The organism is Mesorhizobium sp. YL-MeA3-2017, assembly GCF_030814575.1.
GTDB classification, from domain to species: Bacteria; Pseudomonadota; Alphaproteobacteria; order Rhizobiales; family Rhizobiaceae; genus Mesorhizobium; species Mesorhizobium terrae.
On record NZ_JAUSVH010000001.1, the window covers coordinates 5,379,073 to 5,392,095 of the forward strand.

Sequence of the window (13,023 nt, forward strand, 5' to 3'; positions counted from 1 at the left end):
ACAAGGATGCAGGCCATGCTTGCACTGCAGGACAGGACCAATTCGCAACAAGTCAATCGGGTTCCGGACGTCACCGTCGAGTTCTGGCTGATCAAGCTGATGGCGGTGACGATGGGAGAAACGGCGGCCGATTATCTGGCCATCAATCTCGGGCTTGGGCTCAGCGCCACCTCGGCCATCATGACCGCGGTGCTGGCCGTGGCCCTGTTCCTGCAGTTCGCGCAGAAGCGCTACGTGCCTTGGGCCTATTGGCTGGCCGTCGTCATGATCAGCGTGGTCGGCACGCTGGTCTCCGACAATCTGGTCGACAATTTCGGTGTCCGGCTGGAAACCACGACCATCCTGTTCAGCGTCTTGCTGGCCGCCACCTTCGCCGTCTGGCAGGCCAGCGAGCGTACCTTGTCGATCCACACCATCTTCACCACCAGGCGCGAGATCTTCTACTGGCTGGCGATCCTGTTCACCTTCGCGCTCGGCACCTCGGCCGGCGATCTGGTCGCCGAGAGCTTCCAGCTCGGCTATCTGACCACGGGCTTGCTGTTCGGTGCCGTCATCGCGGCGGTGGCCTTCGCCTATTACAAGCTGAAGCTGAACGGCATCCTGGCATTCTGGCTGGCCTACATCTTCACGCGGCCGCTCGGCGCCTCCTTCGGTGATCTGCTGTCGCAGCCCACCGACTATGGCGGGCTGGGTTTCGGCACCACCGTGACCAGCTTCCTGTTCCTGGCCGCGATCGTCGCCATCGTCGTCTACATGACGCTGATGAAGAGGGGCGATGACGCGCTGGCGGCGACCGAAGCCGACTAGTATCCGGCATAGGACAGCAAGGGCGCCTTCTCGGTGCCCTTGCTTTGCCATGTCTTGCTCTAGAATAATGTGGTAGCCGGCCACGGCACCGCAATCGCGCGAAGCGCAACGAGGGCCGGCGCCGCAGGCTGGTGAACTCGAACCGGATTGGACTTGATGCGCATCCTGGTCCTGGAGGACGATAAGAAGACGGCGGCTTTCGTGGTCAAGGGGTTGACCGAGGCCGGCCATGTCTGCGACCAGCTTGCCGATGGGCGCGACGCGCTGTTCCAGGCCACGCGCGAAGCCTATGACGTCTTCGTTGTCGACCGTATGACACCCGGCCTCGACGGGCTCTCCGTGGTGAAATCGCTGCGTGTCGCCGGCGTGATGACGCCGGTCATCTTCCTCACCTCCGTCGGCGGTGTCGACGACCGTGTCGAAGGCCTGGAAGCCGGCGCGGACGACTATCTGGTCAAGCCGTTTGCCTTTTCCGAACTGATGGCGCGGCTGAACGCGCTGGGGCGTCGTCCACCAGTGCAGGAACAGAAAACCCTGCTCAAGGTGGCCGACCTGGAGATGGACCTGATCAAGCGTCAGGTGGTGCGACAGGGCCAGTCGATCGAATTACAGCCGCGCGAATTCCGCCTGCTGGAAGTGCTGATGCGCAGCGAGGGAAGGGTGATCACCCGTACCATGCTTCTGGAGCGCGTCTGGGATTTCCACTTCGATCCCAAGACCAGCGTGGTCGAGACCCATGTCAGCCGCCTGCGCGCCAAGATCGATAGGCCGTTTGCGGTCCCGCTGCTGCATACCGTGCGCAACACCGGCTACAGCCTTTATGCGCCGCGTTGAAAACCTGCTGCGCTCGACGCCGTTCAGGCTGGCGCTGTCTTTCGCGGGGCTCGTCATTCTTGCCTTTTTGCTGTCGGGCGGCATCGTCTACCAGACGATGAGCGCGAACCTGAATAGGCGCCTCGACGAAGCCGTCAGGCAGACCTATTCGACCATTGCCGCGACCTATGGGGAAAGCGATGTCGAGGACCTGATCACGGCGGTGAATGCCCATGCCGGCCGCAATTCAGGCAACGACCAGCTGATCTCGCTGACCGGCGCGCAGGGTGAGAGTCTCGCCGGCAATCTTTCGGCGGTCGACCTGCCGACTGGTTTCTCCACCGTGCCGGAGGGCACGCCGGGCTTTCCCGACACGGCACCCTACCGCGCCTATTCCGCCAGGGTCGGTTCCACCAATCTGACGGTCGCCCAAAGCTATTCCGAGACCGAGGAACTGGAACACCTGCTGCTGGCAAGTTTCGCCTGGGCAGCCGTCATCGTCGCCGGTCTGGCGGTTGCCGGTGGCGCCTTCCTGGCATCGCGCGTCCAGCGGCGGCTGGACGTGATCGGCGAGACCATGGTGGCCGTTTCGCAGGGCAAGCTCGAGGCGCGTATTCCGCAGCTTGGCCGCGACGACGACATCGACGCGGTTTCCAATCGCATCAACGCGGCACTCGATCAGCTTTCCTCGTTGGTCGAAGGCATGAAGCAGGTGAGCAGCGACATCGCCCATGATTTGAAGACGCCGCTCAACCGTCTGCACATGATCCTGGACGGTGCAGCGGAGAAGGCGGGGTTACGTGAGGACGTTTCGGCCGATCTGGCCGAGGCGAGGGCCGAAAGCAGCCAGATCAACGAGACCTTCGACGCGCTGCTGCGCATCGCGCAGATCGAGGCAGGAGCGCGCAAGGCGCGTTTCGTGCGGCTGGATCTTGCCGAGATCGTCGCCTCGATCGCCGAGATTTACGCCGATGTGGCGGAGGATGACGGCAAGATGCTCGTTTTGACGGGCACCGACAGCACGGGCTGGGTCACCGGCGACAGGGAGCTGTTGACGCAGCTTTTCGCCAATCTGGTCGAAAACGCCATTCGGCACACGCCGCCCGGCACCCGCATCGAGGTTTCGCTGTCCGGCCAGGCCGGCGGAAAGCTCGCGGCGACGGTCGTCGACGATGGCCCCGGCATCCCGCCGCATGAGCATGACAAGGTGTTCCAGCGTCTCTACCGCTTGGACAAAAGCCGCTCGACCCCGGGGACCGGGGTCGGGCTCAGTCTGGTCAAGGCTATCGCCGATCTGCACGGTGCGTCCGTTTCCATGCAGGAACGCAATCCCGGTCTCGCCGCGGTGGTGACGTTCCCCGGCTGATCGCCATCAGCGCTTCCACGTGCGATTTTCGCGCTTCAACAGGCCTCGCGTCGGTAATCGTCGAGAACGGTTTCGATGATGCGTGCCGAGATCGCGATCTCCTCGGCGCTGCGCGCGATCTGGCCTGAAACGGTGATCATCGCCTTCCACAGCGCCCAGGCGCGACCGCGTGCCCAGGTGCCGGCGTCGAGGGGCAGGGCGGTGCGGAAGGCACGCCTGCTGTCGCGGTCAAATTGCGACCAGGCGATCGCCAGGTCGCAGGCCGGATCGCCGACAGTCGAACTGCCGAAGTCGATAACGGCCGCGAGCTTGCCGTCCTTGACCAGCAAATTGCCCCAGGCGATGTCGCCATGCACCCAGACGGGCGGGTGCTGCCATTGCGTCGACAGCGCTTCGTCCCACACGGCGCGCGCGGTTTTTGTGTCGATCCTGCCGTCGAGCAGGCGAATTGCCTCGCGGGTCTGGTCGTCATAGACGGCGAGCGCACCGCCTCGGAAAAAGTTCTGCGGCCCGGCAGGCGGGCCGCCGGTGGCATCGGCGCGGTGCAGAGCGCCGAGGAAACCGGCCAGGTCGACCGCGAATTCGGCGGGATCGCCGATGCGCCCGTCCGTCGCGGTCTCGCCCTCCAACCAGCCATAGATGGACCAGTGCCAGGGATAACCTTCGCCAGGCCTGCCTTCGGCCAACGGCACCGGGATCGGCAGGGGCAGTTGCGGCGCTAGTCTCGGCAGCCAGTGCTGTTCGTTGGTGACCTGCGCGGCATAACCCGCCGCACTCGGCAGCCTGGCGCTCATCGCCTCTCCGAGCAGGAAGGTGCGGTTGTCCCAGCCACCGGGTTCGACCTTGCGGATCGGCAGATGCGCCCACTGCGGAAACTGCGTGTCGATCAGCCGCCGCACCAGCGCCGTGTCGATCTCGACCGTGATTTCAGCTTTGTTCGACATGCATTTTCCCGGGCGCCTGCCGCGCTTTGGAAATGAAGAAAGGGCGGCATTTCTGCCGCCCTTTCCCATACGTTGCCTGAGATGTGAAGCCGTAGAGGGATTTCGTTAAAAATCTATCCAACGGCAGGCCTCACCGCCGCGCCAGAGTCAATTTTTTCAACCTGGCCCGTTCGCCAAGGCATCCTAAGCCTCTCAGCCGCAGAATACGAAAAAAGGGCGGCATCGCTGCCGCCCTTTTCCCAAACAGTTCAGCCGGTTGGCCGGACTTCTTAGAAGTCCATGCCGCCACTCAAGCCCGCTTGCGGGCTTGAGCATCATAAGCTCATGGGCGAGCTTTATGGACTTCTTAGAAGTCCATGCCGCCCATGCCGCCCATGCCGCCGCCAGGCATACCGCCCGGCATGCCGCCGGCGGTGTCCTTCTTCGGGGCTTCGGCGATCATGGCCTCGGTGGTGACCAGCAGGCCGGCAACCGAAGCAGCGTCCTGGAGAGCCGTGCGCACGACCTTGACCGGGTCGACGATACCCATGGCGATCATGTCGCCATATTCGCCGGTCTGGGCGTTGTAGCCGTAGGTCGCGCCCTTGTTGTCGAGGATCTTGCCCGCGACGATCGAGGCTTCAGCACCTGCGTTCGAGGCGATCTGGCGGGCCGGAGCCTGCAGAGCGCGACGGACGATGGCGATGCCGGCGGCCTGGTCGGCGTTGACGCCGGCAGCCTTGATCGCCTGGGTGGCGCGCAGCAGGGCAACGCCGCCGCCAGCCACGATGCCTTCTTCGACGGCAGCGCGGGTTGCGTTCAGCGCGTCGTCAACGCGGTCCTTCTTTTCCTTGACTTCGATCTCGGTCGCACCGCCGACGCGGATGACGGCAACGCCGCCAGCCAGCTTCGCCAGACGCTCCTGGAGCTTCTCGCGGTCGTAGTCCGAAGTGGTCTCTTCGATCTGCTGCTTGATCTGGGCAACGCGGCCCTGGATCTCGGCCTTCTTGCCGGCGCCGTCGACGATGGTGGTGTTTTCCTTCTCGATGCGGACCTTCTTGGCCCGGCCGAGCATGGCCAGCGTCACGCTTTCTAGCTTGATGCCGAGGTCTTCCGAGATGACCTGGCCACCGGTGAGGATGGCGATGTCTTCCAGCATGGCCTTGCGGCGGTCGCCGAAGCCCGGAGCCTTGACGGCGGCGATCTTCAGGCCACCACGCAGCTTGTTGACGACCAGCGTGGCCAGAGCCTCGCCTTCGACGTCTTCCGAGATGATGAGGAGCGGCTTGGAGGTCTGCACGACGGCCTCGAGGACCGGCAGCATCGCCTGCAGGTTGGACAGCTTCTTCTCGTGCAGGAGGATGTAGGCATCCTCGAGCTCGGCGATCATCTTGTCCGGGTTGGTGATGAAGTAGGGCGACAGGTAGCCGCGGTCGAACTGCATGCCTTCGACGACTTCCAGCTCGGTCTCGGCGGTCTTGGCTTCTTCAACCGTGATGACGCCTTCGTTGCCGACCTTCTGCATCGCTTCCGCGATCATCTTGCCGACCGACTCGTCGCCATTGGCCGAGATGGTGCCAACCTGGGCGACTTCGTCCGACGACTTGATCTTCTTGGCGGCCTTGCCGAGATGAGCGACGACTTCAGCAACGGCCAGATCGATGCCGCGCTTCAGATCCATCGGGTTCATGCCGGCGGCAACCGACTTGTGGCCTTCCTGGACGATCGCCTGGGCGAGAACCGTCGCGGTCGTGGTGCCGTCGCCGGCGATGTCGTTGGTCTTCGAAGCAACTTCGCGGACCAGCTGCGCGCCCATGTTCTCGAACTTGTCTTCCAGTTCGATTTCCTTGGCGACGGTGACGCCGTCCTTGGTGATGCGCGGGGCGCCGAACGACTTGTCGATGACGACGTTACGGCCCTTCGGGCCCAGCGTCACCTTCACCGCGTCGGCGAGGATGTTGACGCCGCGCAGCATGCGCTCGCGGGCATCACGGGAGAATTTTACGTCTTTAGCAGCCATTTTTTACTCCTGGGCGTTGCGCCCGAAATCAAGATTGGATGGTGCGGATGAGCCGGCCGATCAGCCGATGATGCCCATGATGTCGGATTCCTTCATGATCAGAAGGTCTTCGCCATTGAGCTTCACTTCGGTGCCCGACCACTTACCGAACAGGACGCGGTCGCCAGACTTGACATCCAGCGGGACCAGCTTGCCAGCCTCGTCGCGGGCGCCGGAGCCGACGGCGATGACTTCGCCTTCCTGCGGCTTTTCCTTGGCGGTGTCGGGGATGATGATCCCGCCAGCCGTCTTTTCTTCGGATTCAACCCGGCGAACGACCACGCGGTCATGAAGCGGGCGGAACTTCGACTTTGCCATTTGATTTCCTCGGTGCGAAAGGTGAGAAAGAATTTCCTCCGTCCGGTCTAGCCGGACCTTCGGTTAGCACTCGCCTTGAGTGAGTGCTAACGTGGCGCTGAAATAATCCTGCCCCAGGGGAGAGTCAAGAAGCGGCGCGGCATCTGGCCGCACGAAATCCGCGTTTCGCTGCCGAGGCCGGCGTTGGATCGATAATCTCCTGCATCCGGCCGCCGCCGCGAATGATTGCTCAGGCGTAGGGCGTGCCGGCCATCGCCGCCTTCAGGCCGGCGGCTCCCTTGTCGACAACGGTGAGGAAGGCGGCTTTCGCTTCCTCCGTGTCTTGCCTTAGTCGAAAGGTGCGGTGGGCTTCGAGGAAAGCCACGGTCCACGTCGCCAGGAGCAGGGCGGCTGCCAGGCGGGCACCGGCATCGGTCGCCTCCTGTCCGGTACATTCGGACAGCGCCGCCGCCACGACATGTTCGAGCTCGTCGCGGATCGCCCTGGCCCGCGCCTTGAGGGTTTCGCTGCCTTCGACCGTCTCTATGAAGCGCTGGCTCCTGGCGGAAAACTCCACATATGGAGCCCCGTCGGCGATCAGCTGGTGCGCGAGCCGGCGCAGCGTCTCGATCGGCGAAACACCCGGATCGCGCTGTCGCAAGGCTTCGCGGACGGTCTCGCGGCCCTCTTCGTCGCGATCGAAGAACATGTCTTCCTTGCGCGGGAAGTGGTTGAACACAGTCATCCGCCCGACATCGGCCGCCGCCGCGATCTCGTCCACTGTCACATTGTCAAAGCCCCGTTCCCAAAAGAGACGGTCGGCAACGAGCGAGATGGCGCGTCGCGTGGCGAGGCGCTTGCGGGATCGAAGGTCGGTTGGGGTTGACATGAAACTCCAGTCGGCATAATTGAAAGTATACTGAGTACATATTTATATCCAGTATATGAAACGCCGACTTGGCTGGCAAGTCGCTATTGCGGCGGTTGGCCCGCCGGACCCGTGGCCGTCATCCCAAACCCTCACAGCCTCCAGCACGCGGGACCCGTCGGTCCGCTCCCCTGAGACCAGTCATGAACAGATCCCTTACCGTTATCTTTGCCGCGATCGTCCTCGACGCCATCGGCATAGGCCTCATCTTCCCCATTCTACCGCGCCTTCTCGAGGAGGTGACGCACAGCCAGGACATCGCACCCTATATCGGCATCATGACCGCGCTCTATGCGCTCATGCAGTTCATCTTCGCGCCGGTGCTCGGCGCTCTGAGCGACACGCTGGGCCGGCGCCCCGTGCTGCTCATGTCGCTCGGCGGTGCGGCAATAGACTATCTCATCATGGCCTTCGCGCCGCATCTCTGGATGTTGCTTTTGGGCCGCGCCATCGCCGGCCTGACCAGCGCCAATGTCTCCGTGGCCATGGCCTACATCACCGATATTTCGCCGGAGGACGAGCGAGCCCGCCGCTTCGGCCTGTTCAACGCCATGTTCGGCATCGGCTTCATCGTCGGGCCGGTTCTCGGCGGTTTGCTTGGCGACCATTGGCTGCGACTGCCGTTCATCGCCGCCGCCGTGCTGAACGCCTGCAATCTTCTGCTGGCACTGTTCGTTCTGCCGGAGTCGCGCACGCCGACCCGTGCCAGGATCGATCTCGCCGCGCTCAACCCGCTCAAGCCGCTACGCGGCGTCTTCGCGATGACCGGGCTTGCGCCCATCGTCGCGGTGTTTTTCATCCTGAGCGCGACGGGAGAAGCCTACGGCACCTGCTGGGCGCTGTGGGGGAGCGATACGTTCGGCTGGAACGGCCTCTGGATCGGCCTGTCGCTGGGCGCATTCGGTATCTGCCAGACGTTGGCGCAGGCATTCTTGCCCGGCCCGGCAACCAGACTGCTCGGCGAGCGCTGGGCCGTCGTCGTCGGCATCGCCTGCACGTGCATCGCCCTTGTTGCCATGGCCTTCGCGGGACAGGGCTGGATCGTGTTCGCCATCATGCCGGTCTTCGCCCTCGGCGGCATCGGCGCGCCGGCGTTTCAGGCACTGGCCACCCGGCAGGTCGACCCGGCGAGCCAGGGCCAATTGCAAGGCGTGCTGGCCTCGGCCGTCAGCCTGGGCTCCGTCATCAGCCCGCTGGCATTCTCCACGCTCTATTTCGCGGTCCAGAAGACCTGGCCCGGGGCCATCTGGCTGTCGGCGGTCGTCATCTATGCAATCGCGGTCCCGCTGGTTTTTCTTGGCACCCGTTCAGCTTGTCCGGTGCAGCCCGCGCACGCATAGCTTTCGGAGGAAGACGCAAACCGGTGGCCGGTCGCGCGGAGGCAACTGTGTTTCGCCAGCCGAACCTAGTCGAAAAACCCGCGCAACTGGCAGTGGATGATCGATTTGTAGTCGTCGAGCATGCGTTGTCCCTCGGCCTTGTCCTGCGTCAGCGCCAGCCGCACCACACCGCCGGCGAGTTGGAAGAACAGGAACACCATGCGCCGGAACTCGTCCTGCCGTTCGGGTTTCAACAGCCGGATGATCTGATCGCAGAAAACGCTGGCCTGGTGATGCGTCTCGGCGATGTCGAGGTTCTTCAGCGCCTTGTCGGCCTGGATGGCGTTCTGCAGGTCCTGGATGGCGGGATCGCCGGCGACGCGCTCGAAATAGTCGTCGAGCATGCGGTCGGAAGCCGCGATCATGCTCTCCAGCCCATCGATGCCGGCGACGATCTCCTGTTGCCGCGCCCGCGTCACCTCCGAGAAGCGCTCGTAGAGCGTGGCCAGGATCGCCGACTTGTTGGGGAAGTAGTGGTAGACCGTGGCGATCGGCCCGCCGGCCAGCGCGCCGACCTCTTTCATGGTGACGGCGTCGATGCCCTTTTCGCCGATCAGCCGCATGGCGGTCGCCAGGATCGCGTCGATGCGCTCGCGGCTGCGCTCCTGCTTGGGGCGTCGCCTGAGCTGAGAACCGGTCTCTGCACGCTTGGCCTGTTTCATATGCCGGCTGTCCACATCCTGCTTGGCGAATTCGCATTGACAACAAAGATGATAAAGTATCAGTTTTCAAGATACTGATTGATTATCAGCTTTTGACGCATCCGCCTGAAAGCACGATGCGCGACGACAGAATGAGGCAACGGACGTTGGGAGGCGCCTGTGGACTCGAAGAATTCCGCGCATTCGCAAGGGGACTGGCTGGTCGGCAATCCAACGCGCGGGCAGCTTGCCGCGGCGCTCTGGATCGGTTCCGTCGGCCTGCTCATCCTCGGCCTGCAGCCGGTGCTGCTCGGTGCTCTTTTCACGCAAGGCCATGTCACCGGCGATGAACTGGCGCTGGTCGCCACCGCCGAGCTGATCACCATCGGCCTCGGCTCGGCCACGGTGGCAATGGCGCTTTCGGCGCGCAACATGCGCTGGAAAAGTGCGGTCCTTCTGCTGCTTTTGGCGCTGGCCAATCTGTGGACCGCCTATGCGGCGGGCGCCAACATGCTGATCGCCGCCCGCGCTGTCGCCGGCTTCGCCGAGGGTGGCCTTGTCGCCGTCGCAACCGAATTGATCGCGCGATCGCGCCGCGCCGAGCGCATCGGCGGCTATTTCGTCTCGCTGCAGACGCTGGCGCAATGCGTTCTGGCGCTGCTGCTCGCACTCGTCGTCATTCCCGCCTATGGCGCCGGCGGCGGTTTCGTCACGCTGGCGGTCGTTTGCCTGCTTTCGCTCGCCGTCGCCCGCAACGTGGCGGACGACTATGCGGACCTGCCCAAGGAAGAGCATTTTGCCAATGTGCTGACGCCCGGCGCGATCACCGCGCTGCTGTCGATCTTCTGTTACTTCATGTTCTTCGGTTCGGTCTGGGCGTTTCTCGAGCCGCTCGGCGCGCAATATGGCATCGACGGCCGCACGGTCGGACTGATCGTTTCGGCGAGCCTCGCCGCTCAGATCCTTGGCGCCATGACGGCCACCGTGTTCGAGGCGCGCATCGACTATCGCCTCGCCATAACCGGTGTCGGCATCGTTGCCGTGATCGCCTGCCTGGTGCTGGCCGGCGGGCCGGCACTCACCACTTTCTGGATCGCCGCTCTGGCGATGGGCTTCATCCTGCTCTTCGTCGTTCCCTACCAGATCAGGCTGGCGATCACCGCGGACGAGACACGCACGACTGCGCTCCTGGTGCCGGCAGCGCAATTGTTCGGCCTGGCGTTCGGGCCGGTCGCCGCCTCGCTGCTGATCAGGGAAGGGGATTTCCGCGGCGTGCCGCAATTCGCCGCCGCCAGCGTCGTCGCTTCGGTGGCGCTGCTTGGCCTGTTCGTCGCCCTGTCGCGCCGCCGCGTCGTCGCCTGAAACCGGGGGCCATCATGACCAACAGTTGGACGAACTGGTCGGGCTTTGTCGCGGCCTCGCCGCAGCAGATTTTGAGCCCAGACAATCTCGGTGGCATCGTCGAGGCGGTGAAGACGGCGCTCGGGCCGCTGCGTGTCGTCGGGGCAGGGCATTCCTTCACGCCGCTGGCCGCAACCGACGGCACCTTGCTGTCGCTGGAGAAGTTCGAAGGGCTGGTCTCGCACGATCCCGCCGCCAGCCTGGCGCGCATCCGCGCCGGCACCCGGCTTGGCCCGTTGATGAAGCTGTTGCAGGAGATCGGCCAGGGCCTGCCCAATATGGGCGACATCGACCGGCAGGCGATTGGCGGCGCGCTCGGCACCGCCACGCATGGTTCGGGCCGCACGCTCGGTGCCTATCACACCCAGCTTGAAGCGATGCAGTTCGTCGACGGGCAGGGCGCGGTGCGCGAACTGACGCTGGCGAAGGATCGCGACCTGATCCACGCCACCGGTGTGGCTTTGGGCGCCTTCGGCATCTTGACCGAGGTGACGCTGAAGAACGTCGCCACTTATCGCCTGCACCGGCGCAAATGGGTGCTGCCGATCAAGGATATGTTGGCGCAGTTCCAGCCGATGATGGGCGCGCACCGTTCGGCCGAATTCTACTATGTCCCGTTCTCCGGCCATGCGCAGTTCATCGCCAGCGACCTGTCCGACAAACCGGTCAGCCCAAGGCCGCCGGAGGAGGATGAGGAGGGGCTGGCGACACTGCGCAAGCTGCGCACGGTGCTCGCCTGGGCGCCATGGCTGCGCGGCCTCATCATCCGCTCGGTGATGGCCAGGCTGCCGGCCGAGGACTACGTGCAGGATTGGCTGAACGTCTACGCCAGCGACCGCCGCACTCGTTTCAACGAGATGGAATATCATCTGCCCTTCGAGGAGGGGCCGAAGGCGCTGGCCGAGATCATCGAGCTGACCGAAAAGCGCTTTCCGGAAGTCTATTTTCCGATGGAGGTGCGGTCCGTCGCCGCCGACGAGTTCTGGCTCAGCCCCTTCTACAAGCGGCCGACCTGCTCGATCGCCATCCACCACGATGCCGCCAGCAACCCGTTGCCCTTCATGCGCGCGGCCGAGCCGATCTTCCGCAAATATGGCGGGCGGCCGCATTGGGGCAAGATGCACAGCCTGACCGCGAGGGATTTCGCCGCGCTCTATCCGCGTTGGAAGGACGCGATGGAGGTTCGCCGCGACATCGACCCGCAAGGCCGCTTCGTCTCGCCCTATCTGGCGAGCCTGTTCGGGCTAGCGTGATGGAAGCGTATTTTTCGAGCATGACAGCGGCATTGCGCGAGGCCGGGCTTTTCAAGCCCTGCCTGGTGCTCGACCGCGACCGGCTGGACGCCAACATCGCTCTGACCCGGCAGAGGCTGGCGCCGGGCCTTGCACTGCGGTTGGTCGACAAGTCGCTGGCCTGCCTGCCATTGCTGTCACGCATCGCCAGCGCCCTCGGCGCCGAGCGCTTCATGACCTTTCACCTGCCGATCACCGAGGCGGTGCTGAAGGCTTTCCCGACGGCGGATTTGTTGCTCGGCAAGCCGATGCCGGTGGAGGCGGCACGGCAAGCGCTGTCGCTTCGCGACGATGACTGGAGCCGCGTCTGCTGGCTGGTCGATACCGAAGCACGGCTTGAACAATACATGGCCATGGCGGAAGCGCTGGGCTCAGACCTGCGCATCGCCTTCGAGGTCGATATCGGCCTGCATCGCGGCGGTTTTTCCGAGCCGGCGGCGCTGTCGCGGGCGTTGCAGCGCTTGCGCGCGCATCCCCTGCTCCACTGCGAAGGCATCATGGGTTACGAGGCGCACGCGCCGCATATTCCAAACCTGTTCGGCGGCCCCGAACAGGCGCTAACGAAATCGGTCGCCGCGTTCCAGGCCTTCGTCGCCTGTCTGGCGCCGAACGAGAGGCAGATCCTCAACATCGGCGGCTCCAAGACGGCGCTGCTGCACCGCACTGACACGCTGGCCAACGAGGTGTCGGTCGGCTCCGCCTTCATGCTGCCGACCGATTTCGACACACCTAGCCTTGCCGGCTTCCAGCCAGCCGCCTTCATCGCCACACCGGTTCTGAAAGTGGTCGACGCCGAATTGCCCGGCCCGGCCTTCGTCGGCCGCGCCTTGCAGGCGCTTGGCCGCTTCCCGCGCCGCGGTTGCTACATCTATGGCGGCAAGTGGATGGCAAAGCCGGTGTTTCCCGAGGGCGCTGCCGAAAACGCCATGCTCGGCCTTTCCTCCAACCAGCAGTTCATGGCGCTGCCGGACGGCGCGACGATCCAGCCGGACGATTTTTTCTACCTGCGCCCAACCCAGTCCGAGTTCGTGCTGCAGCAGTTCGGAACCATCGCAGTCTTTTCCGAGGGGCGGGTGATCGAGCACTGGCCGGCGCTGCCGTTGGGCTGATGAACATC

At 64.2% G+C, this 13,023-nt stretch carries 12 protein-coding genes; 7 read left to right on the top strand and 5 right to left on the bottom strand.

Features of this window, described 5'->3' with window-relative positions; translation table 11 throughout:
• The first annotated feature begins 15 nt into the window (after window positions 1-15).
• The 3 genes from QFZ88_RS25495 to QFZ88_RS25505 all read left to right on the top strand — a co-directional run bounded on the left by QFZ88_RS25495 (window position 16) and on the right by QFZ88_RS25505 (window position 2,986).
• Window positions 16-807, top strand: coding sequence for a membrane protein (locus QFZ88_RS25495; RefSeq protein WP_024924882.1), 792 nt, complete (start codon window positions 16-18; stop codon window positions 805-807).
• Window positions 808-963: 156 nt separating this feature from the next.
• The gene (locus QFZ88_RS25500; RefSeq protein WP_024924883.1) at window positions 964-1,641 is read left to right on the top strand and encodes a winged helix-turn-helix domain-containing protein; all 678 of its coding nucleotides are present in this window, start codon (window positions 964-966) and stop codon (window positions 1,639-1,641) included.
• The gene (locus tag QFZ88_RS25505) at window positions 1,628-2,986 is read left to right on the top strand and encodes a sensor histidine kinase (RefSeq protein ID WP_024924884.1); all 1,359 of its coding nucleotides are present in this window, start codon (window positions 1,628-1,630) and stop codon (window positions 2,984-2,986) included. Before QFZ88_RS25500 ends, QFZ88_RS25505 begins: the two co-directional genes overlap by 14 nt.
• Before the next feature lie 35 nt (window positions 2,987-3,021).
• On the opposite strand, the gene QFZ88_RS25510 is transcribed toward QFZ88_RS25505, so the two are convergent.
• The 4 genes from QFZ88_RS25510 to QFZ88_RS25525 all read right to left on the bottom strand — a co-directional run bounded on the left by QFZ88_RS25510 (window position 3,022) and on the right by QFZ88_RS25525 (window position 7,154).
• Window positions 3,022-3,930 (bottom strand): aminoglycoside phosphotransferase family protein, encoded by a 909-nt coding sequence (locus QFZ88_RS25510; protein WP_024924885.1) that lies wholly within the window; start codon window positions 3,928-3,930, stop codon window positions 3,022-3,024.
• Between the two features lie 346 nt (window positions 3,931-4,276).
• Window positions 4,277-5,929, bottom strand: a complete 1,653-nt coding sequence (groL, locus tag QFZ88_RS25515; RefSeq protein ID WP_024924886.1) for a chaperonin GroEL — start codon at window positions 5,927-5,929, stop codon at window positions 4,277-4,279.
• Between the two features lie 60 nt (window positions 5,930-5,989).
• A complete protein-coding gene (gene groES, locus QFZ88_RS25520) occupies window positions 5,990-6,286 on the bottom strand; it encodes a co-chaperone GroES (RefSeq protein WP_024924887.1) in 297 nt (98 codons plus the stop codon).
• A gap of 229 nt (window positions 6,287-6,515) precedes the next feature.
• Window positions 6,516-7,154 (bottom strand): TetR/AcrR family transcriptional regulator, encoded by a 639-nt coding sequence (locus tag QFZ88_RS25525; RefSeq protein ID WP_024924888.1) that lies wholly within the window; start codon window positions 7,152-7,154, stop codon window positions 6,516-6,518.
• Window positions 7,155-7,336: 182 nt separating this feature from the next.
• Between QFZ88_RS25525 and QFZ88_RS25530 the strand changes: the two genes are divergently transcribed.
• The gene (locus QFZ88_RS25530) at window positions 7,337-8,533 is read left to right on the top strand and encodes a TCR/Tet family MFS transporter (RefSeq protein WP_024924889.1); all 1,197 of its coding nucleotides are present in this window, start codon (window positions 7,337-7,339) and stop codon (window positions 8,531-8,533) included.
• Window positions 8,534-8,598: 65 nt separating this feature from the next.
• On the opposite strand, the gene QFZ88_RS25535 is transcribed toward QFZ88_RS25530, so the two are convergent.
• A complete protein-coding gene (locus QFZ88_RS25535; RefSeq protein WP_024924890.1) occupies window positions 8,599-9,234 on the bottom strand; it encodes a TetR/AcrR family transcriptional regulator in 636 nt (211 codons plus the stop codon).
• A gap of 159 nt (window positions 9,235-9,393) precedes the next feature.
• Here QFZ88_RS25535 and QFZ88_RS25540 point away from each other — a divergent pair, with 159 nt between their 5' ends.
• From QFZ88_RS25540 to QFZ88_RS25550, 3 genes are read left to right on the top strand one after another with little or no spacing between them, the layout of a single operon-like run.
• Window positions 9,394-10,575, top strand: a complete 1,182-nt coding sequence (locus QFZ88_RS25540) for an MFS transporter (RefSeq protein ID WP_024924891.1) — start codon at window positions 9,394-9,396, stop codon at window positions 10,573-10,575.
• 14 nt (window positions 10,576-10,589) lie between these two features.
• On the top strand, window positions 10,590-11,867 hold the full coding sequence (locus tag QFZ88_RS25545) for a D-arabinono-1,4-lactone oxidase (protein ID WP_024924892.1): 1,278 nt from the start codon (window positions 10,590-10,592) through the stop codon (window positions 11,865-11,867).
• Complete coding sequence (locus QFZ88_RS25550; protein ID WP_024924893.1) at window positions 11,867-13,015, top strand: alanine racemase; 1,149 nt, start codon at window positions 11,867-11,869, stop codon at window positions 13,013-13,015. The genes QFZ88_RS25545 and QFZ88_RS25550 overlap by 1 nt, the downstream gene beginning before the upstream one ends.
• Window positions 13,016-13,023: the final 8 nt, after the last annotated feature.

Coding starts and splice junctions, on each gene's coding strand:
- QFZ88_RS25550 (WP_024924893.1), top strand. CDS start 11,867: ATGGAAGCGTATTTTTCGAGCATGACAGCGGCATTGCGCGAGGCCGGG.
- QFZ88_RS25535 (WP_024924890.1), bottom strand. CDS start 9,234: ATGAAACAGGCCAAGCGTGCAGAGACCGGTTCTCAGCTCAGGCGACGC.
- groL (WP_024924886.1), bottom strand. CDS start 5,929: ATGGCTGCTAAAGACGTAAAATTCTCCCGTGATGCCCGCGAGCGCATG.
- QFZ88_RS25495 (WP_024924882.1), top strand. CDS start 16: ATGCTTGCACTGCAGGACAGGACCAATTCGCAACAAGTCAATCGGGTT.
- QFZ88_RS25525 (WP_024924888.1), bottom strand. CDS start 7,154: ATGTCAACCCCAACCGACCTTCGATCCCGCAAGCGCCTCGCCACGCGA.
- QFZ88_RS25505 (WP_024924884.1), top strand. CDS start 1,628: ATGCGCCGCGTTGAAAACCTGCTGCGCTCGACGCCGTTCAGGCTGGCG.
- QFZ88_RS25500 (WP_024924883.1), top strand. CDS start 964: ATGCGCATCCTGGTCCTGGAGGACGATAAGAAGACGGCGGCTTTCGTG.
- QFZ88_RS25530 (WP_024924889.1), top strand. CDS start 7,337: ATGAACAGATCCCTTACCGTTATCTTTGCCGCGATCGTCCTCGACGCC.
- QFZ88_RS25545 (WP_024924892.1), top strand. CDS start 10,590: ATGACCAACAGTTGGACGAACTGGTCGGGCTTTGTCGCGGCCTCGCCG.
- QFZ88_RS25510 (WP_024924885.1), bottom strand. CDS start 3,930: ATGTCGAACAAAGCTGAAATCACGGTCGAGATCGACACGGCGCTGGTG.
- groES (WP_024924887.1), bottom strand. CDS start 6,286: ATGGCAAAGTCGAAGTTCCGCCCGCTTCATGACCGCGTGGTCGTTCGC.